Source organism: Enterobacter cloacae complex sp. GF14B, from assembly GCF_004136805.1.
GTDB classification, from domain to species: domain Bacteria; phylum Pseudomonadota; class Gammaproteobacteria; order Enterobacterales; family Enterobacteriaceae; genus Enterobacter; species Enterobacter hormaechei_C.
Genome location: NZ_QFRV01000047.1, coordinates 14,694 through 37,950 on the forward strand (window position 1 = coordinate 14,694; position 23,257 = coordinate 37,950).

At 58.3% G+C, this 23,257-nt stretch carries 17 protein-coding genes and 2 pseudogenes; 5 read left to right on the forward strand and 14 right to left on the reverse strand.

Features of this window, described 5'->3' with window-relative positions; translation table 11 throughout:
* Window positions 1–20 precede the first annotated feature (20 nt).
* Together DD606_RS15725 and DD606_RS15730 are read left to right on the forward strand one after the other, a co-directional pair.
* Window positions 21–1,157: a lactonase family protein gene (locus tag DD606_RS15725; protein WP_023324063.1), complete on the forward strand. Its 1,137-nt coding sequence runs from the start codon at window positions 21–23 to the stop codon at window positions 1,155–1,157.
* A 19-nt stretch (window positions 1,158–1,176) separates the two neighbouring features.
* On the forward strand, window positions 1,177–3,087 hold the full coding sequence (locus DD606_RS15730) for a transcription antiterminator (RefSeq protein ID WP_032608374.1): 1,911 nt from the start codon (window positions 1,177–1,179) through the stop codon (window positions 3,085–3,087).
* Between the two features lie 32 nt (window positions 3,088–3,119).
* Here DD606_RS15730 and nrdG read toward each other — a convergent pair whose 3' ends face one another.
* The 5 genes from nrdG to treR form a co-directional block, all read right to left on the reverse strand.
* A complete protein-coding gene (nrdG, locus tag DD606_RS15735) occupies window positions 3,120–3,584 on the reverse strand; it encodes an anaerobic ribonucleoside-triphosphate reductase-activating protein (RefSeq protein WP_003856093.1) in 465 nt (154 codons plus the stop codon).
* 140 nt (window positions 3,585–3,724) lie between these two features.
* Window positions 3,725–5,863: an anaerobic ribonucleoside-triphosphate reductase gene (gene nrdD, locus DD606_RS15740; protein WP_032608376.1), complete on the reverse strand. Its 2,139-nt coding sequence runs from the start codon at window positions 5,861–5,863 to the stop codon at window positions 3,725–3,727.
* 373 nt (window positions 5,864–6,236) lie between these two features.
* The gene (treC, locus tag DD606_RS15745) at window positions 6,237–7,880 is read right to left on the reverse strand and encodes an alpha,alpha-phosphotrehalase (RefSeq protein WP_032608377.1); all 1,644 of its coding nucleotides are present in this window, start codon (window positions 7,878–7,880) and stop codon (window positions 6,237–6,239) included.
* A 51-nt stretch (window positions 7,881–7,931) separates the two neighbouring features.
* Complete coding sequence (treB, locus tag DD606_RS15750) at window positions 7,932–9,350, reverse strand: PTS trehalose transporter subunit IIBC (protein WP_176691444.1); 1,419 nt, start codon at window positions 9,348–9,350, stop codon at window positions 7,932–7,934.
* 127 nt (window positions 9,351–9,477) lie between these two features.
* On the reverse strand, window positions 9,478–10,425 hold the full coding sequence (gene treR / locus DD606_RS15755; protein ID WP_015572520.1) for a trehalose operon repressor TreR: 948 nt from the start codon (window positions 10,423–10,425) through the stop codon (window positions 9,478–9,480).
* A gap of 387 nt (window positions 10,426–10,812) precedes the next feature.
* Between treR and mgtA the strand changes: the two genes are divergently transcribed.
* Together mgtA and DD606_RS15765 are read left to right on the forward strand one after the other, a co-directional pair.
* Entirely contained in the window at window positions 10,813–13,521 is a 2,709-nt protein-coding gene (mgtA, locus tag DD606_RS15760; protein WP_045350684.1) for a magnesium-translocating P-type ATPase, read from the forward strand.
* 200 nt (window positions 13,522–13,721) lie between these two features.
* The gene (locus tag DD606_RS15765; RefSeq protein ID WP_129258841.1) at window positions 13,722–16,106 is read left to right on the forward strand and encodes a beta-N-acetylhexosaminidase; all 2,385 of its coding nucleotides are present in this window, start codon (window positions 13,722–13,724) and stop codon (window positions 16,104–16,106) included.
* A gap of 94 nt (window positions 16,107–16,200) precedes the next feature.
* On the opposite strand, the gene gbpA is transcribed toward DD606_RS15765, so the two are convergent.
* The 5 genes from gbpA to DD606_RS15790 form a co-directional block, all read right to left on the reverse strand.
* Entirely contained in the window at window positions 16,201–17,649 is a 1,449-nt protein-coding gene (gene gbpA / locus DD606_RS15770) for an N-acetylglucosamine-binding protein GbpA (protein WP_129258843.1), read from the reverse strand.
* 138 nt (window positions 17,650–17,787) lie between these two features.
* Entirely contained in the window at window positions 17,788–18,174 is a 387-nt protein-coding gene (gene ridA / locus DD606_RS15775; RefSeq protein WP_003863373.1) for a 2-iminobutanoate/2-iminopropanoate deaminase, read from the reverse strand.
* 73 nt (window positions 18,175–18,247) lie between these two features.
* Window positions 18,248–18,709 (reverse strand): aspartate carbamoyltransferase regulatory subunit, encoded by a 462-nt coding sequence (gene pyrI / locus DD606_RS15780; protein ID WP_003863370.1) that lies wholly within the window; start codon window positions 18,707–18,709, stop codon window positions 18,248–18,250.
* Window positions 18,710–18,721: 12 nt separating this feature from the next.
* The gene (gene pyrB, locus DD606_RS15785) at window positions 18,722–19,654 is read right to left on the reverse strand and encodes an aspartate carbamoyltransferase (RefSeq protein WP_129258845.1); all 933 of its coding nucleotides are present in this window, start codon (window positions 19,652–19,654) and stop codon (window positions 18,722–18,724) included.
* 34 nt (window positions 19,655–19,688) lie between these two features.
* A complete protein-coding gene (locus DD606_RS15790; RefSeq protein WP_022646880.1) occupies window positions 19,689–19,793 on the reverse strand; it encodes a pyrBI operon leader peptide in 105 nt (34 codons plus the stop codon).
* On the opposite strand from DD606_RS15790, the pseudogene DD606_RS15795 reads away from it, so the two are divergent.
* Window positions 19,773–19,897 (forward strand): annotated as a pseudogene (locus DD606_RS15795) (hypothetical protein). The gene DD606_RS15790 and the pseudogene DD606_RS15795 sit on opposite strands and share 21 nt — an antisense overlap.
* On the opposite strand, the gene DD606_RS15800 reads toward DD606_RS15795, so the two are convergent.
* The 4 genes and pseudogenes from DD606_RS15800 to DD606_RS15815 all read right to left on the reverse strand — a co-directional run.
* Entirely contained in the window at window positions 19,894–20,373 is a 480-nt protein-coding gene (locus DD606_RS15800; protein ID WP_032608385.1) for an arginine repressor, read from the reverse strand. The pseudogene DD606_RS15795 and the gene DD606_RS15800 overlap by 4 nt on opposite strands.
* Window positions 20,374–20,453: 80 nt before the next feature.
* Window positions 20,454–21,857, reverse strand: coding sequence for a YfcC family protein (locus DD606_RS15805; protein ID WP_129258847.1), 1,404 nt, complete (start codon window positions 21,855–21,857; stop codon window positions 20,454–20,456).
* Window positions 21,858–21,904: 47 nt separating this feature from the next.
* Complete coding sequence (gene argF / locus DD606_RS15810) at window positions 21,905–22,909, reverse strand: ornithine carbamoyltransferase (protein ID WP_003863360.1); 1,005 nt, start codon at window positions 22,907–22,909, stop codon at window positions 21,905–21,907.
* Window positions 22,910–23,028: 119 nt separating this feature from the next.
* Window positions 23,029–23,257, reverse strand: a pseudogene (locus tag DD606_RS15815) (carbamate kinase); the annotation flags it as partial.

Consider the following 23,257-nt stretch of genomic DNA (forward strand, 5'->3'; position numbering starts at 1 on the left):
ACACACCCGAAGGAGCCACCATGCACACCCGTACCCTGCTTGTTGCTTCACTCTCTTTACTTGCTACCTCTGCTATTGCTCAAAACCAGTACGCCTGGGTGGGCACCTACAACCCCAACGGCGAAGGGCTGTACCGCTTTACCGTCGACCCGCAAACCGGTGCGCTGAACGATAAAACGCTGGTGAGCAAGCTGCCGAACGCCGCGCAGTTAACCGTCTCACACGACGGCAAAACGCTCTATCTGGCAAGCGAAGTGGAGCAGGGCGTGGTGCAGGCGCTGCGCATCGGCGATAACGGCACGCTGAGCGAGCTGAATCAGGTGGCCTCCGGCGGCGCGGGGCCGGTATATCTTTCCCTGACGCCGAACGGTAAACATCTGCTGGTGGCAAACTACATCAGCGGAACTGTCGCGGTGCTGCCCGTTAACGCAGACGGCAGCCTGAGCGATGCTACGGACACCCATCAGGACAAAGGCGAACCGGGCGCGGCGAAGCCGGAAGCTGCCGTCGAGGGCAGTTTCGCCATCAGCGATCATAACGGCCCGCATGCGCACATGATCGCCGCCGATCCGAGCGGGAAATACGTTTTTTCCACCGATCTGGGGCTGGATCGCATCTATCAGTACCGTTTTGACGATCAAACCGGGAAGCTGACTCCGAACGATCCGCCGTTTATCAGCGCCTCCTCAAAAGGGGCCGGGCCGCGCCACTTCGTCTTTACGCCGAAAGGTGATGCCCTGTGGCTGATTAACGAAGAGGCGTCTACGCTCACCCATTATGCGCTGGACAGTAATGGCAGGCTGAAAGAGGGTAAAACGGTTTCAGCCCTGCCGGACGGTTATAAAGGCACCAGTTTTGCTGCCGGGCTGGCGCTAAGTGCCGACGGGAAACAGCTGTATGTCGCTAACCGTTTGCATAACAGCATCGGGCACTTTACCGTAACGGCAGAGGGTACGCTGACGCATCAGGATGATGTCTGGACGCGCGGCGACTATCCGCGCACCCTGACGCTCGATAAGCAGGGTCGCTGGCTGTACGTCATGAACCAGCGCAGCGACAACATTACCCGTTTCCGCGTGGCACCGGACGGCAAGCTGAGCGCCGAGCCAGACTATACCCCGGTCGGCAGCCCATCCCAGATGGTCATTTCACCTTAAGCCGTAAGAGGACAACGACGTGCGATTTCCGAACCAACGTTTAGCGCAACTTTTCGATCTGTTGCAAAACGAGACGCTGCCGCAGGACGAGCTGGCGCAGCGGCTGTCGGTTTCCACGCGAACCGTCCGGGCGGATATCACCGCCCTGAACGCGCTGCTGGCTAGCCACGGCGCGCAGTTCATTTTGAGCCGGGGCAACGGCTATCAGCTCAAAATTAATGATGTGGCGCGCTATCAGCAATTGCAGGCGTCCCACCCGCGCGCGCTGCGTATTCCGCGAACCGGACCTGAGCGCGTGCACTATCTGGTGGTGCGTTTTCTGACGTCAGCCTTTTCCATCAAGCTGGAGGATCTGGCCGATGAGTGGTTCGTCAGCCGGGCCACGTTGCAGAGCGACATGGTGGAAGTGCGCGAGTGGTTTCACCGTTACAACCTGACGCTGGAAACCCGCCCTCGCCACGGCATGAAGCTGTTTGGCAGCGAGATGGCGATACGCGCCTGCCTGACCGACCTCCTGTGGGAGCTGGCGCAGCAGGACAGCCTGAACCCGCTGGTGACCGACGTGGCGCTGAACGCGGGTGTGGCGGAAAAGATGGTGCCGGTGCTGCACGATGCGCTGACGCGCCATCACATTCGCCTGACCGACGAAGGCGAGCTGTTCCTGCGCCTGTACTGCGCGGTGTCGGTGCGGCGCATCAGCGAAGGGTATCCGCTGCCGGAATTCCACGCGGAAGACGTGGAAGAGAACGTGCATGAGGCGGCGAAAGATATCGCGGTGGCTATCCAGGAGCTGGCGGGCAAAGCGCTGTCGCCGTCAGAAGAGAGCTGGCTGTGCGTGCACATTGCGGCGCGGCAGATCCAGGAGATCGCCCCGAGCGCCATTAACGCTGACGACGACGAAGCCCTGGTCAACTACATTCTGCGCTACATCAACACCCACTATAACTACAACCTGTTGAGCGACGAGCAACTGCATGCAGATCTGCTCACGCACATCAAAACCATGATTACCCGCGTGCGGTATCAAATCATGATCCCCAATCCGTTGCTGGATAACATCAAGCAGCACTACCCGATGGCGTGGGATATGACCCTCGCGGCGGTGTCGAGCTGGGGAAAATACACCCCGTATGTGATCAGCGAAAACGAAATTGGTTTTCTGGTGCTGCATATCGGCGTCGGGCTGGAGCGCCACTACAACATCGGCTACCAGCGCCAGCCGCGGGTGCTGCTGGTATGCGACGCAGGTAACGCGATGGTGCGCATGATCGAGGCGGTACTTCAGCGTAAATACCCGCAGATTGAGGTGACGCGCACGCTCACCCTTCGCGAGTACGAGCTTGCCGATGCCATTGGCGAAGACTTTGTGATCTCCACCGCCCGTGTGAGCGAAAAATCCAAACCGGTGGTGATGATCGCCCCGTTCCCGACCGATTATCAGTTAGAGCAGATCGGCAAGCTGGTGCTGGTGGACCGCACCCGGCCGTGGATGCTGGAAAAATACTTCGACGCGGCCCATTTCCGCATTATCGACAAGCCTGTCGACCAGCAAACGCTGTTCCGCGAGCTGTGTGAACAGCTTGAAGCAGAGGGCTTTGTCGGTGCGGAGTTTCTGGATTCGGTTATCGAGCGTGAAGCCATCGTCAGCACCATGCTCGGCGACGGCATTGCGCTGCCGCACTCCCTCGGCCTGCTGGCGCAAAAAACGGTGGTCTACACCGTGCTGGCGCCGCAGGGCATTCAGTGGGGAGATGAAACCGCCCATGTCATCTTCCTGCTCGCCATCAGCAAAAGCGAGTACGAAGAGGCAATGGCGATTTACGACATCTTTGTCACTTTCCTGCGTGAACGCGCGATGGCGCGCCTGTGCCAGTGCGAGAATTTTGCGGCGTTTAAGGCTGTGGCGATGGAGAGTTTGAGTCGGTTTTGACGTTCAGGCGGACAGAGGATATCCGCCTTCATTCAACGCAGATGATGCACAACCTGGTTGCTGCTGCCGCGCCAGATAAGCATAGGATCTTTTAGATCCTGCATGAACTTGCCGTCGACCAGGACGTTAATTAGATCCACCACTTCCATCTGCTGCGCATTCAGTTCATCCAGCTTATAGCCCGTCCAGACCCAGATGTCTTTTCCCGCGCACTCGTGGTGGATGCGTTTTACCAGCTTCAGGATCTCCGGCACGTTTTGCGGATGGAGCGGGTCGCCGCCGGAGAGCGAGATCCCCTGGCGTTTGATGCGCGTGTCGTTCAGGTCGTTGATGATGCGGTCTTCCATCTCAGCGGTAAACGGCATACCCGAGTTCAGGCGCCAGGTGCTTTTGTTGTAGCAGCCGGGGCACTCGTGAACGCAGCCTGATACAAACAGGGTACAGCGGGTGCCGGGGCCGTTGACGATGTCGACGGGGTAGTACTGGTGATAATTCATAGCGTTAACCTGATGCCCTCACCCCGGCCCTCTCCCACAGGGAGAGGGAGAACACCGGTGGCCGGAATAACAATGTGCTCGATCGGTTCCCTCTCCCTTGAGGGAGAGGGGTAGGGTGAGGGGGACACCCTGCGCAGAACTTACCCGATCTGCCCATTCCCCAGATGTTTCACCCTGCGCTTCACCTCTTCCTGCTTACCGGCGTTAAACGGACGGGCATCCGGGCTGCCGAGGTAGCCGCACACGCGGCGGGTCACGGAGACGCGGGCTGCATCGTGGTTACCGCATTTCGGACAGGTGAAGCCTTTGCTGGTGCACTCGAACTCACCGGTAAAGCCGCACTCGTAGCACTCGTCAATTGGCGTGTTGGTTCCGTAGTACGGCACGTGCTGATAGCTGTAATCCCACACGTCTTCCAGCGCCTTCAGGTTGTGCTGAATGTTCGGGTACTCGCCATAGCAGATAAAACCGCCGTTCGCGATGGGCGGATAAGCCGCTTCGAAGTCGATCTTGTCGTACGGGTTCACCTTCTTCTCCACATCGAGGTGGAAGCTGTTGGTGTAGTAACCTTTGTCGGTCACGCCTTCCACGATGCCGAATTCGGCGGTGTCCAGGCGGCAGAAGCGATCGCAGAGGTTTTCACTCGGCGTGCTGTACAGGCTGAAACCGTAACCAGTTTCCTCTTTCCACTGGTCTACCGCATCGCGCAGGCGCTGCACAATCGCGATACCCTTCTCACGCAGGGCGTCGTTGTCATAGATATGCTTGTCGCCAAACAGCGCGTTAATCGTTTCGTGAATGCCGATATAGCCAAGAGAGATCGACGCGCGACCGTTTTTGAAGATCTCCGACACATCATCGTCCGCTTTCAGGCGCACGCCGCAGGCCCCTTCCATATAGAGAATTGGCGCGACGCGGGCTTTCACCCCTTCAAGACGGGCGATGCGGGTCATCAGCGCCTTACGTGCCAGCTGTAAACGTTCATCCAGCAGCGTCCAGAAGGCCGCTTCATTCCCTTTGGCTTCCAGCGCGATGCGCGGCAGGTTCAGGCTGATGACGCCCAGGTTGTTGCGCCCGTCGTGGATCTGCTCGCCGTTCTCATCCTCGTACACGCCGAGGAAGCTGCGGCAGCCCATTGGCGTTTTAAACGAACCCGTGACTTTTACCACCTGGTCGTAGTTGAGGATATCCGGGTACATACGCTTGCTCGCGCACTCCAGCGCCAGCTGTTTGATGTCGTAGTTCGGATCGCCAAACTTGTGGTTCAGGCCGTCGCGAATGGCGAACACCAGTTTCGGGAACACCGCCGTTTTACGGTTTTTACCGAGGCCGGAGATACGGTTGCGCAGAATAGACTGCTGGATCAGGCGTGATTCCCAGCTGGTGCCGAGGCCAAACCCGAAGGTCACAAACGGCGTCTGGCCGTTGGCGGTGTGCAGCGTGTTTACCTCATATTCCAGCGACTGGAAGGCGTCGTAGCACTCTTTCTCGGTGCGGGAACGGGCGTAACCGTCAGCATCCGGGATCTGCCACTCTTCCGCCGTTTTACGGTGTTTGTTGAAGCTCTCGGTCACGAACGGGGCCAGCACTTCATCAATGCGGTTAATGGTGGTGCCGCCATAGATGTGGCTCGCCACCTGGGCGATGATCTGCGCCGTGACCGCCGTCGCGGTGGAGATGGATTTCGGCGGCTCAATCTCGGCGTTACCCATTTTAAAACCGTGGGTCAGCATGCCTTTCAGGTCGATCAGCATGCAGTTAAACATCGGGAAGAACGGCGAGTAGTCGAGATCGTGATAGTGGATCTCACCGCGCTCGTGCGCCGAGACTACATCGCGCGGCAGCAGATGCTGACGGGCATAGTGCTTGGCGACGATACCGGCCAGCAGGTCGCGCTGGGTCGGGATCACTTTGCTGTCTTTATTGGCATTTTCATTGAGCAGCGACGAGTTGGTTTGCTCTACCAGGCCGCGGATCTCCTGGTTAAGGCGACCCCGTTTCTCACGCTGGACGTCACGGTCGTGACGATACTCAATGTAGGCGCGCGCCAGCTGCTTGTACGGACCAGACATCAGCTGGTTTTCAACCGCGGTCTGGATCTCGCTGATATCCACCTGGCTGCGTTCATGCATCTGGCTGCTAACGACTTCTGCGACGGTGGCGCAGTAATCTGCGTCATCGACTCCCGCTGCTTTAGCTGCACGCAGAATGGCTTCTTTGATGCGCTCTGATTTAAACGGCACTTTACAGCCATCACGTTTCATCACATGCGGTGTCATGATCACTCCATTTTAAAAACAGGTTATCCACAGAGGTGGAGAAGTATTCACCGGGCGTATTCCTCGCCGCGGCAAAGACTTCCCGCGTGCCCAGCCCGTGTTATCCACAATTCCGGCCAGCGTAAGCGCCGTCTTGTTGTTGGAATAGTAGACGATAAATACAAGATGTTGGGTCGGCGTGCATTTTAAGTGCTACATATAGTGATTTGCATCAAACATGTTTGCGATTTTTTTGATGCAGGACAAAGTAAAAAGACGAGAGTACAAACGGCGGGCGCTGGGGCAATTGTAAAGACGCGAAGGAAAAATCTGATTAATTATTCAACAAAAACAGCAAAGTAAGCCGGACACGGCATCGTGCCCGGCGGAGGAATTACTGCTTTAGCCACCACACGGCTTCAAACGGACGAAGCATTGAGGTTTGAGGGGCGGGGTAGTTGCTTATCACCACCTGCGACTCGCCGCTGAGAGCGTCCGCTTGCCATTCCTGAGGCAAATGGCTCAGGTTCGCCACCACCATCAGCGTTTGCCCCTGCCACTGGCGGCGATAACACCACAGGGAAGGGTGGTCAGGCAGGAGATCCTCATAATCCCCCCACGTCAGTACCGGCAGGGTTTTGCGCAGGCGAATCAGCGACTGGTAGGTGTAGAACACCGAATCGGGGTCGTCCAGCGCCGCGCGGACATTCACGGTTTCGTAGTTGTCGCAAACGCCAATCCACGGCTCGGCCTCGGTAAAGCCCGCATTATGCGAGGCGTCCCACTGCATCGGCGTGCGGCCATTATCGCGTGACTTACTCGCCAGAATCGCCAGTAGTTCATCGGTATCGCGTCCGTTAGCCCGCTGTTCGGCGAACATGTTCAGACTTTCCACGTCGCGGTAGTCGGTGATACGGCTGAAATGCGGGTTGGTCATACCCAGCTCTTCACCCTGGTAGATATACGGCGTGCCCTGCATCCCGTGCAGCACCATGCCGAGCATTTTCGCCGCCGCCACGCGGTGTTCCCCTTCGTCACCAAAGCGCGACACGATGCGCGGCTGGTCATGGTTACACCAGAACAGCGCGTTCCAGGCTTTATTGTGCATCCCCTGCTGCCAGTGGCGGAAAAGGGTTTTCAGCGCCACGAAGTCCGGCTTTGCCTTCGTCCATTTTTCGCCGCCGGGGTAGTCCACCTTGAGGTGGTGGAAGTTAAAGGTCATCGACAGCTCGCGGCCATCAAGAGACGCGTACTGCTGGCAGTTCTCCAGCGAGGTGGAGGACATCTCGCCCACCGTCATCAGGTTACGCGGGGTAAAGACGTCCCGGCTCATCTCCTGAAGATATTCGTGGATGCGCGGCCCGTCAGTGTAGAAGCGGCGACCGTCGCCGAGGGTATCGTCCGGGAAATCCTGATCTTTTGAAACCAGGTTGATGACGTCCAGACGCAAGCCGTCCACGCCGCGATCGGCCCAGAACTCGCACACTTTTTTCAGCTCGGCGCGCACCGCCGGGTTTTCCCAGTTGAGATCCGCCTGCTCCGGTGCGAACAGGTGCAGATAATACTGTTCGCTTTCGGCGTGCCAGCGCCAGGCGTTGCCGCCAAATTTGGAGCGCCAGTTGTTGGGAAGCGTATCCGGCGTACCGTCCCGCCAGATATAGAATTGGCGGTACGGACTCGCTTTATCCAGCGACTCGCGGAACCAGGCGTGCTGCGTGGACGTGTGGTTAAAGACCATATCCAGCACGATGCGGATGCCGCGTTCATGCGCCCGGGCAACCAGTTCGTCAAAGTCGTCCAGCGTGCCGTAGGTCGGGTCAATGGCAGTGTAGTTCGCCACGTCGTAACCGTTATCCACCTGCGGCGAGATATAAAACGGCGTCAGCCAGATAGCGTCAATGCCGAGGGTTTTCAGGTAGTCCAGGCGCTGCGTTACGCCGCGTAGATCGCCCGTGCCGCTGCCGGTGGTATCCTGGAAACTCTTTGGGTAAATCTGATAGATGACGCCGTTCTGCCACCAGTGAGGAAGGGTATTCATAGTGCGTTCCTGCAAATGCGAAGGGGCGCAACTGCGCCCCGAAAGAGAGAATTAAACAATCTGCAACGTGCCCTGACGGAACTTACGCTGATAAACCACGGTAGTCAGCGCCATTGGGATGATAATCGCCACCGCCATCGCCAGCGCAAATACCTGCCAGAAAGCGGGTTGAATGGAGAGGATCCCCGGCAGGCCGCCGACGCCAATCCCGTTCGCCATCACGCCGTTCAGGCCGCACAGCAAGCCCGCCAGACCGGAGCCGATCATCGCGCAAAGCATCGGGAAGCGGTATTTGAGGTTGATACCGTACATCGCCGGTTCAGTGACGCCGAGGTAAGCGGAGATGGCAGCCGGAACGGAGATCTCACGCTCGTTGTGCTTACGGCTGACGATGATGATGCCGGTTACCGCCGAGGCCTGCGCAATGTTAGACAGGGCGATGATCGGCCAGACAGGCGTACCGCCGAGGCTCTGGATCATTTGCATATCGATCGCCAGCGTGGTCTGGTGCACGCCGGTGATCACCAGCGGAGCGTAGAGGAAGCCAAACAGCGCGGCACCGATTGGCGCGAAGCTGCCGGTCATCAGGTGACGGACCGCGAAGGCCACGCCGTCGCCAATCATGCGGCCAAACGGACCGATAAAGGCGTGCGCCAGGAACACCGCCAGGATCAGCGAGCAGACCGGGACCACCACCAGATATAGGTAATCCGGCACGATGCGCTTCAGGCGCGTCTCAATAAAGCCCAGCGCCAGACCCGCCAGCAATGCCGGGATCACCTGCGCCTGATAGCCCACTTTGGCGATGGTAAACAGGCCGAAGTTCCACACCTCTGGCGTTTGCTGACCAAGTAAGTAAGCGTTCATTAACTGCGGAGAGACCAGCGTCACGCCGAGCACGATACCGAGAATTGGCGTTCCGCCCATCTTGCGCACCGCGGACCAGCAGATTCCGACCGGCAGATAGAAGAAGATCGCTTCGCCAATCAGCCACAGGAAGTCATAGATACTTTGCAGCGCCGGGTACATCTGCGCCAGGGTTTTGCCGTCGCTCATTGGCACATCGCCGATGACGTTACGGAAGCCCAGAATTAAGCCCCCGCTGATCAGCGCTGGCAGCAGCGGGAAGAAGATCTCCGCAAAATGGGAAATCAGCTGCTCATGCCATTTCATATTCTGACGCGCGGCCTTCTTCGCCTGCTCTTTATCTGCGGAAGAGTGCCCGGTAGTCGCCAGCAGAGCCTGATAGTAATCGCCCACTTCGGTACCAATCACCACCTGGAACTGCCCGGCATTGGTGAAGCAGCCTTTAACCATGGAAAGCCCTTCAATGGCCTTCGGGTTGGCTTTGGCCGGATCGTTCAGCACGAAGCGCAGGCGGGTAATGCAATGGCTGACGGTGGCGATGTTGTCGCGTCCGCCGACCAGGACGATCAGCTGATCGATATCTGTTTGTTTGACTTTACTCATCATGAAACCTCATGACAGATGGTGATAGGGGTTATGACCTGTGCGCAAGCCTACTCCTTCAACGTGACGGCGAAAATGGGAACGTTCCCGAAATCGGGCGAAGATCACAATAATCTATTCAAAAGAATTATGAGAGATGGGCTGGGATAACGATCTGACGGGGCTCGGTACGCCCGGTAATTTGCTCTATCAGCTGCGCGGCAGCCTGCCGGCCAGATTCGGCGTAACCCGGATCAACGCTGATAATCTCCGGGTGTAAGAACTTCATCAGCGGCGTGCTTCCCACGCTCGCTAATTGCAGCTCCCCGATACGCTGCTCCTGCAAATATTTGCTCGCACCCAATGCAAGGGTATCCGTGGCGCATACCAGGGCGGTGGTTTGTGGCGTCAGCACGCTGGCGACCTGTTCATATCCCTGTTTCATACCCAGACCGGGCAGCGCGGCCACGGCGGGGAGATTGTGTTTTTTACAAAACGCCAGGTACGCTTCATGGCGACGCTTGCCGGTGGTGATGTCGGCATGCGGCACGCCGAGATAGCTAATATGCCGATGGCCCTGTTCATACAGGCGCTGCATCAGGATCACGATCGCCCCTTCGTCATCGTAACAGACAGAGGCAAACCCGCTCGCGTCGCGCGCCAGCAGCACCAGTGACGGCTGCCAGGGTTTAAGCACGTCCTCTTTTAGGCCGGTAAATCCGAACAGCACCACCCCATCAATATTACGGCGCTGAAGCATACCGAGATGCTCCTCCACCATTTGCGCGGAGAACTTGCTCTCCATCATGATCGGATCGTAGCCCTGCTCGTAGAACGCGGGCAGCATCGTCTGTACGGCGAGGTTTTCGGAGAGGGAATCCAGACGCGAGACGATAATGGCGACCACTTTATCGCTCTGCCCGCGCATGGCGCGCGCGGAGCGGGAAGGGGAAAAACCGTGCTGATTCATCACCGCCTCGACGCGCTCGCGTGTGCGCTCGCTGACACCGCTTTCGTTGTTCAGCACGCGTGAGACAGTCGATTTCCCCACGCCGCTTAAACGCGCGATGTCTTTAATCGTAAGGCGGTTCTGCATGCTGTATTCCCTGTAACAACGATAAAATAATCAATTGAGCCTAATGCTATCCTGCGAATTCGCTATGGGCAAAGTCTGGTTTACGTTCGGTTTATTTGCAGGGCGTTATAATACCGCCCGATTAGTCACAAACGGTATGGATAAATCTCTATACTGCGCGCCGATACCCAACTTTTTACTTACCGGAGGCCACATGGATCCCGATCCCACACCTCTCCTGACCCGGAGAAAACCTTCTTACCGGTAAGCCAGCTTTTTGCTGTCTCACCGGCGTGAGGCAGCAACGTTCATACGTTCCTGCTTGATAAATTAAGTGCCTGACAGGTACGGCTTTGCCACGCCTGCGGGAAAGACTGCGTCCGCCTTTGCGGATGCGGGGGAATGACTATGTTGAAAAATATCACCCGGCAGCTGCAAGCGCTGCTGAGCCGTCACCTGCCACATCGCCTGATTGCGCGCGATCCGCTGCCAAATGCCAACACCATGGCGGGAGCGGCGATTCCCACCTCCCTGACCGAGCGCTGCCTGAACGTGGCGGCGATGGATGAAAACGAAGTCTGGCGCGCCTTTGGCGGCCACCCGGAAGGGCTGAACGCGCAAGAAGTGTCAAAAATCCGCGCGGAACATGGCGATAACCAGATCCCGGCGCAGAAACCCTCTCCCTGGTGGGTCCACCTGTGGCTCTGCTACCGCAATCCGTTCAACCTGCTGCTGACGGTGCTCGGGATTATCTCTTACGCCACTGAAGATCTGTTTGCCGCAGGCGTGATTGCCCTGATGGTAGGGATCTCCACGCTGCTGAACTTTATTCAGGAAGCGCGCTCCACCAAAGCGGCGGATGCGCTGAAAGCGATGGTCAGCAACACCGCCACCGTGTCGCGCGTGATTAACGACCTCGGCGAAAACGCCTGGATTGAGCTTCCCATTGACCAGCTGGTGCCGGGCGATCTGGTGAAGCTGGCGGCGGGGGACATGATCCCGGCGGATTTACGTATCATCCAGGCGCGGGATCTGTTTGTCGCGCAGGCGTCACTCACCGGTGAGTCCCTGCCCGTAGAGAAGGTAGCGCGGACCCGCGATCCGCAGCAGATGAACCCGCTGGAGTGCGACACCCTGTGCTTTATGGGCACCACGGTGGTTAGTGGCACCGCGCAGGCGATTGTCACCGCCACCGGCGGCAATACCTGGTTTGGACAGCTTGCCGGACGCGTCAGCGAGCAGGAGAGCGAGCCGAATGCGTTCCAGAAAGGCATTGGCCGCGTCAGCATGCTGCTGATCCGCTTTATGATGGTCATGACGCCGATTGTCCTGCTGATCAACGGCTACACCAAAGGCGACTGGTGGGAAGCGGCGCTGTTCGCGCTCTCCGTGGCTGTGGGCTTAACGCCGGAAATGCTGCCGATGATTGTCACCTCCACGCTGGCGCGCGGGGCGGTCAAACTCTCTAAACAAAAGGTGATTGTTAAACACCTCGACGCCATCCAGAACTTTGGCGCGATGGACATTCTTTGCACCGATAAAACCGGCACCCTGACCCAGGACAAAATCGTGCTGGAGAACCACACCGATATCGCCGGAAAGACCAGCGAACGGGTGCTGTACAGCGCGTGGCTGAACAGCCACTACCAGACCGGGCTGAAAAACCTGCTCGACGTGGCGGTGCTGGAAGGCGTGGATGAAGAGTCTGCCCGCATGCTCTCCGGGCGCTGGCAGAAGGTGGACGAAATTCCGTTCGACTTTGAACGACGCCGCATGTCGGTGGTGGTCAGCGAGCAGCCGGACGTGCATCAGCTGATCTGCAAAGGGGCATTGCAGGAGATCCTGAATGTTTCCACGCAGGTGCGCCATAACGGCGAGATCGTGCCGCTGGATGAGACCATGCTGCGCCGCATCAAACGCGTCACCGATAACCTGAACCGCCAGGGGCTGCGCGTGGTGGCGGTAGCCAGCAAGTTCCTGCCCGCGCGGGAAGGGGACTACCAGCGTATCGATGAATCTGATTTGATCCTCGAGGGTTACATCGCATTCCTCGATCCGCCGAAAGAGACCACCGCACCTGCGCTGAAAGCGCTGAAAGCGAGCGGTATCACCGTCAAAATTCTCACCGGCGACAGCGAGCTGGTGGCGGCCAAAGTGTGCCACGAAGTCGGCCTGGACGCGGGCGACGTCGTCGTGGGGAGCGACATTGAGCTCCTGTCTGACGATGAGCTGGCCGACCTTGCCCAACGCACCACGCTGTTTGCCCGCCTGACGCCGATGCATAAAGAACGCATCGTCACTCTGCTGCGTCGCGAAGGGCATGTAGTGGGCTTTATGGGCGACGGCATCAACGATGCGCCAGCCCTGCGTGCGGCGGATATCGGTATCTCCGTAGACGGCGCGGTGGATATTGCCCGCGAAGCGGCGGATATCATTCTGCTGGAAAAGAGCCTGATGGTGCTGGAGGAGGGCGTCATCGAAGGGCGTCGCACCTTCGCCAATATGCTCAAATACATCAAAATGACCGCCAGCTCGAACTTCGGCAACGTCTTCAGCGTGCTGGTGGCGAGCGCGTTTCTGCCGTTTCTGCCGATGCTGCCGCTGCATCTGCTGATCCAGAACCTGATGTACGATGTCTCTCAGGTCGCCATCCCGTTTGATAACGTGGACGACGAGCAGATCCAGAAGCCGCAGCGCTGGAACCCCGCCGATCTGGGGCGCTTTATGCTGTTCTTTGGGCCGATCAGCTCTATCTTCGACATTCTGACTTTCTGCCTGATGTGGTTTGTGTTCCATGCGAATACGCCAGAACACCAGACGCTGTTCCAGTCCGGCTGGTTCGTGGTGGGACTGCTGTCCCAGACGCTGATTGTGCACATGATCCGCACCCGCCGCATTCCGTTCATCCAGAGCCGCGCCGCGTGGCCGCTGATTGTGATGACGGGCATTGTGATGGCGCTCGGGATCGCGCTGCCGTTCTCGCCGCTGGCAAGCTACCTGCAACTCCAGGCGCTACCGCTGAGCTACTTCCCATGGCTGGTGGCGATCCTCGCGGGTTACATGGTGCTGACGCAGATGGTGAAGGGGTTCTATAGCCGTCGGTATGGGTGGCAGTAACGGCAAGCCCGGTGGCGCTGCGCTTACCGGGCCTACGATCCGAACGTAGGCCGGGTAAGGCGAAGCCGCCACCCGGCAGCTGGCTTTCCTCCCAAATTCAACAACCTGTGATCTCCGTCGGCGCATTCGCTTGACGACAATTTGAGCGCATGTTAACAGAATGTTTTGCCTGTATTTGGCCCGTCAGATAAGGAACATTCATGTTACGGTACAGTCTCTTAACCGCCGGGCTCATGCTCGGCGCCTCCGCCTTTGCCGCACCGGCAGGCGACCTTCCCTTAATGCCCTGGCCTGCGAAGGTTGAACGCCCGACCACTCAGGGCGCGCTGGAGCTTAACAATCAACTCACCGTGAGCGTAAGTGGCGACGATCTGGGGGATGCGGTCAACCGCCTGCGCCAGCGCATCGCCCTTCAAACCGGTTGGACGCTACAGCCGCAGGCCGAAAAATCTGACAAGCCGACCATCCGCATCGCCATCGCCAAAAAGGTGAAGCCGCAGCCGCTGCCGGACAGCGATGAGAGCTATAAACTCACGGTGGACGCCAACGGCGTAAATATCTCCGCCAATACCCGCTTCGGCGCGCTGCGCGCCATGGAAACCTTGCTTCAGCTGATGCAGAACGGCGCCGAAAACACCTCGATCCCGTGGGTGACCATTGAAGATTCGCCGCGCTTCCCGTGGCGCGGGCTGCTGCTCGATTCGGCGCGCCACTTCCTCCCGATTCCGGATATTAAACGCCAGATCGACGGCATGGCCGCGGCGAAGCTCAACGTGCTGCACTGGCATTTGACCGACGATCAGGGCTGGCGCTTCAGCTCAAAGCGCTACCCTAAGCTGACCCAGCTTGCCAGCGACGGGCTGTTCTACACCCCTGAGCAGATGCGCGAGATTGTGCGTTACGCTGCCGAGCGCGGCATACGCGTGGTGCCGGAAATTGATATGCCGGGCCACGCCTCGGCGATTGCCGTCGCCTACCCGGAGCTGATGAGCGCGCCGGGGCCGTACGCCATGGAGCGCCACTGGGGCGTGCTGAAGCCAGTGCTGGATCCCACCAAAGAGGCAACTTATACCTTTGCCGACGCGATGGTCAGCGAACTGGTGGCGATCTTCCCGGATCCATATCTGCATATTGGCGGCGATGAGGTTGACGACAGCCAGTGGAAAGCGAACGCTGCGATCCAGAGATTCATGCGCGACAATAAACTGGCGGACAGCCACGCGTTGCAGGCGTATTTCAACCGCAAGCTGGAGACGATCCTTGAGAAGCACCACCGGCAGATGGTTGGCTGGGATGAGATCTACCATCCCGATCTGCCGAAAAGCATTCTGATCCAGTCCTGGCAGGGACAGGACGCGCTGGGGCAGGTGGCGCAGAACGGCTATAAGGGCATTCTCTCAACCGGTTTCTACCTCGATCAGCCGCAATCCACCGCCTACCACTACCGCAATGAAATTGTGCCGCAGGGGCTGAACGGCGTGGATGTGATAGCGGACACCGACAGCGTCCAGAGCTGGGCTTTCTCCATGCCGCGCCTGAAGGGCAAGCCGGTGGAAGGTAGCTTTACGCTGGTGAAAGGCGATGCTGGCTGGCGCGGATTTATTGATTTTGCCGGGAAATCGCGTCGGGCGGTGGATAACATTCAATGGCGGGACGACAATCAGGTAACGTTTACCGTTGATACCTGGATGGGTGAAACGCGTCCGGTCGTTTCTGTTGAGAACGATAAGCTCAGCGGCTATTTCCTGGTGGGTAACGCCCGCTACCCGATTAGCGGCACGCGTCTGGACGCGGTCCCAAAAGGCATACCGCCGGTGGTGCCGGACCCGGCGAACGAGGCCAATCTGCTCGGCGGTGAAGCCGCGCTGTGGGCGGAAAACGTGGTCGCGCCGGTGCTGGATATCCGTCTGTGGCCGCGCGCCTTTGCGGTGGCGGAGCGGCTATGGTCGGCGAAGGACGTCAACGACATCGACAACATGTATACCCGGCTCCAGGCGATGGACAGCTGGTCGACGGTGTCGGTTGGACTACAGCAGCATACCCAGCAGCAGGTGCAGTTCACGCGCCTCGCCAACAATGCGGATACCCTGCCGCTGCAAATTCTCGCCCAGGCGCTTGAACCGGCGCAGTATTACACCCGCCAGCATCTTAAGTTCCAGGCTGGAAACTATCATCAGTTTGAGCCGCTCAACCGGCTCGCTGATGCGCTAAACCCGGAAAGTGCGACCGGGCGTCAGATGAATAAATGGGCGGACCGTCTGGTGAGCGACGCGGAAGACACGGAAAGCGCCGACGCGCTGCGCCACGTCTTTAACCGCTGGCAGAACAACACCAGCGACGCGCTGGCGCTAAGCGAAAACAGCTATCAGTTGAAGGCCATTAAGCCGGTGATCCAGGAGGTGGATAAGCTGGCCGCGATTGGCCTGAGGCTGACGGATCTGGTGGCGCGCCAGGGCACGCTGGATGATAAAGAGATTGCGTCGATCCAGAGCGAACTGGATAACGCGGCGAAGGTTCAGGACGAGGTGGTGATTGCGGCGGTGTACCCGCTGGAAACGCTGCTGCGCGCGACGCGGAATCAGTAGTAAAGAACCCTCACCCCAGCCCTTTCCCAAAGGGAGAGGGTGTATAAATTCCCTCTCCCTTTGGGAGAGGGTTAGGGTGAGGGAATCAGATCACTCAGTCCTTCAACACCCATGCCTCTCTCCAGTGCGCGCCCACGCCTGGTTCAAACTGGTTTGCGGTTGGGCTGTACTGCACGCAGTAGCCGCTGAACGGGACAGGCCTGCATTCGTAGGTCTTACCGTCTTTCGGCTGTAGCACTACGGTGCCCGCTTTGTAGGACGCGACGTTATCCGGGAAGATAAAGTCATGCGGGCCGTTGCTGTCCGCCGCGTCGCTTTCCAGCATCAGATCCAGCACGTCCTGCGCGAACAGGGTGCCGTCTTTGTTGGTGGCATAGTATTTCAGCATATGGTGACCCGCCGTGACGTCAGTCAGGGTCATGGTCACGTCCTGGCTGGCGTTATTCATCTCCTGCTTCAGATACCCCTTTTCCGCACCGCTGTGGTTCATCACGTGCGCTTCAACGTTCACGTCGCCTTTGGTGTTCACGTGGAAGGTGACGGACGCCTTGCCATTCTCGATTTTGCTGTAGTGCAGGTTAGATACCGCGATGGTTTCATTCACTTCCGCCTTCTGCTCTTCGTACGAAATCGCAACGGACTGGAGGGCGCTGCCGTCTTTGACGAAGACGCTGTTCGCGCCGTGAACCGGGCTAATTTCGCCCGCTTCATCCTTTACCCCGACACGCACATCGCTGTACGCGGCGTTGATCTTCTGCGCCAGATCGTAGGACCACTGGTTCGCATCCCCCTGGGCAACGGAGCCGATGGTCAGCTCGGTACGCAGGGCGGCAACTTCCCCGTTGGCGTCGAAGAAGCGTGCAATCACTTTATCGCCCGTGTTCAGGTTATTCCCGGCAATCTGTCCGCTCAGGGTTTTACTCCACTGGGATATCACCGCTGGGGTGTCGTCCGGCGTGACGTTGCCGCCGTTACCGAAATCAACGTCAATGGCCTGATAGAAACTGTTTGCGGTATCCGCAATTTCCCACACGCCATAAATAACCTGGTAGCCCGTACGTTCCGGGACATTACAGGTCATGGATTTTGTCATCGCCGGTGCCTGACCATTTCCGTTAATAGTACAGAACGGCGTTAATTCGAACTGGTCACGGGTCAGCGGTTTATTGGGGTCCCAGTTTTGTTTGGTAATGTAATAACGCCAGTTGGTGGTTTTATGCGGCGCGGTATGGTGCCAGACAAATTCATGCGGGCCTGCCGTCATGGGATTTTTGGTCCAGGCGTTCAGGCTCTGCTTATCAAGCTGGGAGTAGCTGGCAATACCGGCGCTGGCAAGCTGGCCGTCGGGCGGCATCGCACCCGTCGGGAAGCCGGAGGTCTTTTCTACGCTCTGCGGTTCATATTGTACAGAGCCACAGTCAGTATTCTGGCCGAGCTTACACATATAGGCGCGGCTGGCAGGGGATTCTATATATCCGTGTGCAAGTGCGGAAGACGCAACCGTTAATGTGGTTACCGCCAGCGTAATTTTAGAGAGTTTCATTCATCATCCATTAATTAGAATAGAGCAAGGCAGCGTCAGTCTATTAATGGAGTGGCGGATGCGTCATTTTCCGGAGAGAGTAAAAATGGTCGAAATAAAAAAAGGCAGCCAGAGCTGCCTTCTCTTTCTTGAAATAAATTAGCGACGTACGGCAATCGCTTCAATTTCAATTTTCACGTCTTTTGGCAGACGCGCTACTTCCACGCAGGAGCGCGCCGGGAAGGTGGCGTTGTGCTCGGTGAAGAACGCTTCGTAAGTGGCGTTAACGGTCGCAAAATCATTCAGATCTTTCACGAACACGGTGGTTTTGACGATATCGCCCACTTTCAGACCGGCAGATTCGACGATCGCCTGCACGTTTTCCAGCGACTGACGCGCCTGCGCCGCTACGTCGGCAGGTACTTCACCGGTTTTTGGGTTCACCGGGATCTGGCCAGAAGTGATGATCATGCTGCCCAGATCAACGCCCTGAACGTATGGGCCGATAGCCGCTGGTGCATTTTCCGTCGCGAGTACTTTGCTCATTTTTTCTCCAGAATTACAGCGTTAAGAATGTTCCCGGCCATTATAACAGCCGGGATTTCATTACCAACCTCAATTAGTTGGCCAGCACCACATAATGAGAAAACTCTTTTTCGCAGTATTTGCATTTGAGTGCGATGTCATTGGCGCGCTTTTTCACTGCAAAGCTGGAGGAAACCGGCTCAGCATGACTGATGCAGTTGCTGTTCGGGCAGACCAGCACGCTTTCGATGCGATCCGGCAGGCTTGGGCGGGATTTGCCCACCACGTCGTAATCGTCGATGCGGTTAACCGTGGCGTCCGGCGCGTACAGCGACAGCTGGTTAACCTGCTCGTCGGTCAGGAAAGTGTTCTCGATCTTGATCAGGTCTTTGCGGCCCATCTCGCCCGACGGCAGGTTCAGGCCGATGGTGATGCGCTGGTCGGTTTCGGTCAGTTTGAACAGCGTCAGCAGCTTAAAGCCCACCTGCGCAGGGATGTGGTCAATCACGGTGCCACGCTTGATGGCTTCAACCTGGAGTTTGTTATCGTGTGTCATGGTCGTCTCCCCTTACAGAGCTAATTCGCGATTCAGAACCAGTGCCAGTAACGCCTGGCGAGCGAAGATGCCGTTCCCGGCCTGCTGGAAGTACCAGGCGTGCGGCGTTTTATCCACGTCTGTGGTGATCTCATCGATGCGCGGCAGCGGGTGCAGCACCTTCATGTTGTCGCGCGCGCCCTCGAGGTCGCTGGCGCGCAGTACGAACTGCGCCTTCACGTTGGCGTACTCGGATGGGTCAAGACGCTCTTTCTGCACGCGGGTCATGTAGAGAATATCCACGTTGCCCATCACCTCTTCGATGCTGGCATGCAGGCTCCACGCGATGCCTTTTTCGTCCAGCATATCGAGAATGTACTGCGGCATCGCCAGCGCGTCCGGCGCGATGAAGAAGAAGCGGTTGCCGTTAAATTTCGCCAGCGCCTGGGTCAGGGAGTGGACGGTGCGGCCATACTTCAGGTCGCCGACCATGGCGATGTTCAGGTTCTCAAGCGTGCCCTGCGTCTCCTGAATGGTGAACAGATCCAGCAGGGTCTGCGTCGGGTGCTGGTTGGCACCGTCACCGGCGTTCAGCACCGGAATGCCGCCGGAAAACTCGGTCGCCAGACGCGCCGCGCCCTCCTGCGGGTGGCGCATCACAATCGCGTCGACGTAGGTGCTGATCACTGAAATGGTATCCGCCAGGGTCTCGCCTTTTTTACCCAGCGACGTGTTGCTGCTGTCAGAGAAGCCCACCACGCTCGCGCCCAGGCGGTGCATGGAGGTCTCAAAGGAGAGGCGGGTGCGGGTCGAGGCTTCAAAGAAGCAGCTCGCAATCACCTTGTGCTTCAGCAGCTCCGGTTGCGGTTTGGCCTTCAGTTTTGCCGCGGTTTCCAGAACCAGTTCCAGCTCTTCGCGGCTGAGGTCGTTTATGGAAATGATGTGTTTTTGATAAAGCGGATTCATGTTTATCTCCTGACGCCGGGCAAAAAAAAGCCCCTCAAATGAGGGGCTCTGGGAATAGGTTTAGCAACGGGAAGAAAAACGGCAGGCCAGCGTCTGATTTCAGACGCGGTAAGACGTTATGTCGTACACGCTTGACCATGCTTCCTCCCGGCAAATTGTCGGGCATTATACGCAGCTCGCTTTTGGGATCAAGCGATTTAATGCACGCTTTACTCAATGCAAACGGTTCTTTATGAATATTAATGCGTTCTGAGTAAATAATTAATTTGCTTATGCACCAGCGCGGTGCGCTTCACTATGCGGGGCGCGACCCAGACAATACTGCTTCCGGCCACCACGCCTAAAATTTCCGGTAACTGGTGATAATCCAGAATACGCGCCACCGCGCGGCCATATCCGGCGACGGTATGGATAAGGATAAATTCGCTGTTGTGCTCCACGCTCACCACCATTTCAGAGACGGTACGCGCCGCATCGGGGGCCGGGCGTAGCTGGGGATTCAGCGAATAAATCTTTAGCCCTTTGGCATTGCGAATTTTTATGACACCAAGCAACTTGAGCAGACGTGAAACGGTGGACTGGCTGATGGTCTCAAAACCCCGCTCCTGTAAGTCGCGGCGGATCTCTTCCTGGGAGAGATAGCTCTTTTCCGCGATCAGACGCTGGCAGACCGTTAGCTGTAGTTGCTCTTTGGGAGAGTACTCTTCGTAATCCATCATAGTTCCCATATCAGTTCCCGAAATAACCGGTGGCACCGCACCGATCCGTAGGCCGGATAAGCGCAGCGCCATCCGGCAAATCACAACAAAGCGCCCAGGCTTAACGCCACCATAATCACCACCGTTAAAATCCCCAGCAGCGGCGCGACCCATTTCAGATAACGCACGTAGGGCACGCGGGCGATAGCCAGCCCGCCCATCACGACGGCAGAGGTGGGAGTGATCAGGTTAACGATGCCGGACGCCGACTGGTAAGCCGTAACCACCAGGTCGCGGTTGACGTTAGCGAAATCGGCAAGGGGCGCCATGATCGGCATCGTCAGAACGGCCAGGCCGGACGAAGAAGGCACAAGAAACGACAGCACCACTTCCAGCCAGTACATCACGTTGATGAACGCCACCGTCGACAATCCGGTGACCATTCCCTCGGCGCTGTGCAAAATGGTGTGGGTAATCATGCCCTTATCCATGATCACTACGATACCGCGCGCGATGCCGATAATCAGCGCGACGCCCAGCAAATCTCGCGCGCCGTTGATAAAGGTTGAGGTCAGCTCCTCTTCGCTCATGCGGGCGATCAGCCCGACGATAATGGCGCTGGCGAGGAACACCGCCGAGATCTCCGCCATCCACCAGCCCAGCACCGCCACGCCGTAGATCATCACCGCGAAGGCGAGGGCGAAGATCACCAGGATGAGTTTGCGCACCGGGGTAAACTCCAGCGACTGCTCGCCCTTGTTGCCGAGGAAGTGGGCGCGGTTCTCTTCCTGCTTATCCGCCACGATCGACAGCGACGGATCCTTGCGCACCTTACGGGCGTAACGCATTACCCACGCCACGCAGATGATCCAGCCGATCGCCAGCAGCGCGATGCGCAACATGATGCCGTTGGTGAAGGGGATCCCGGCGGCGTTGGCGGCGATCACCGTGGCGAACGGGTTGATGGTGGAGCCGAGGGTGCCGATCCCCGCGCCGAGCAGCACGGTAGAGGCCGCAACCACCGGATCGAACCGCGCCGCCAGCATCACCGGCACCAGTAAGGTATAGAAGGGCAGCGACTCTTCTGCCATGCCGTAAATCGTGCCGCCCGCGGCAAACAGCGCCATCAGGATCGGGATCATCCACTCTTCGCGGCCGCGCAGCCGGGTGGTGACGCGCTCGATCCCGGCGTCTATCGCCCCGGTTTTGGTAACGATCCCGAGGAATCCGCCGATGATCAGAATAAACAGCGCCACGTCGATGGCTCCGGCCTGGCCGGATTCCGGATCGTACAGCCCGGCAATCGGCGCCATCAGCACGGAGACCAGACCTTGCGGGTGCGCTGCCACGTGCGCGTAGGTGCCAGCAACCGGCACTTCTTTACCGAGCACCTCGTTCATTGCCATATGGTACTGCCCGGCCGGGACAATCCACGTCAGCACGGCAACCACGGCAATCAGAAAAAAGAGAATGGTGTAAGCGGAGGGAAACTTGAACTTGCCCATGATGTTCTCCTTAAACCCGGCGCACCCCGCGGCGCGCCGGGCGGTGATTAGTCGCCGAGTGTCGCCACCATGACCGCTTTAATGGTGTGCATGCGGTTCTCTGCTTCGTCGAAGACGATGGAGTTCGGTGATTCGAAGACCTCTTCCGTCACCTCCAGCCCCTTCAGGCCGTACGCCATCTCGATTTCGCGGCCCACTTTGGTGTGCTCGTTGTGGAACGCCGGCAGGCAGTGCATGAACTTGACGTTCGGGTTACCGGTGGCCTTCATCACGTCCGCGTTAATCTGATATGGCTTCATCAGGCTGACGCGCTCGGCCCAGGCTTCCTTCGGCTCGCCCATGGAGACCCACACGTCGGTGTAGAGGAAATCGGTCCCCTGCACGCCTTCTTCCACGTCGTCGGTGAGGGTGATGCGCGCGCCCGTCTCTTTCGCAATGGCGCGGCACTGCTCAACCAGGCCTGCCTCCGGCCAGAAAGATTTCGGCGCCACGAGGCGGATATCCATCCCCATCTTGGCCGCACCGACCATCAGCGAGTTGCCCATGTTGTTGCGCGCGTCGCCGAGATAGGCAAAGCTCAGCTCAGGCAGGGTTTTGCCCGGGGAGTGCTCCAGCATGGTCATCAGATCGGCGAGAATTTGGGTCGGGTGGAACTCGTCGGTCAGGCCGTTCCACACCGGCACCCCCGCGTACTCGCCCAGCTCTTCAACGATGGCCTGGCCGTAGCCGCGATATTCGATGCCGTCATACATGCGGCCCAGCACGCGGGCGGTGTCTTTCATCGACTCTTTATGGCCAATCTGCGATCCGCTTGGGCCGAGATAGGTCACCTGCGCGCCCTGGTCGAACGCGCCCACTTCGAAGGCGCAGCGGGTGCGGGTGGAGGTTTTTTCAAAGATCAGGGCGATGTTTTTCCCGACCAGGGTTTGCTTCTCGCGCCCGGCTTTTTTGGCGGCCTTGAGCTCGATGGCGAGGTCAATCAGGTACTGGATCTCCGCCGGGGTGTAGTCCAGCAGTTTCAGGAAGTTGCGGTTTTTCAGGTTAATGGTCATGGGGAAATCCTTTTTAAATTGTTAGCTGTCTGATGCCCTCACCCCGGCCCTCTCCCACGGGGAGAGGGGGGCTTACATTCCCTCTCCCTCCGGGAGAGGGTTAGGGTGAGGGGAGGGGTTTAGTTACGAATCAACGTGCCTTTCTCGCCCGCCAGGATCTCCGCGCCGTCATTCAGCGCGCCGATCCCGGCAATGCCGCCGCAGGCCTCAACAAACTCGCGGCAGGCGGCTACTTTCGGCCCCATCGATCCGGAGTCGAACTGCATGCCTCTGAGCAGCTCCGGCGTCACCTGCGCCAGCGGACGTTGGGTTGGCTTGCCCCAGTCGAGGTACACCGCGTCGGCATCG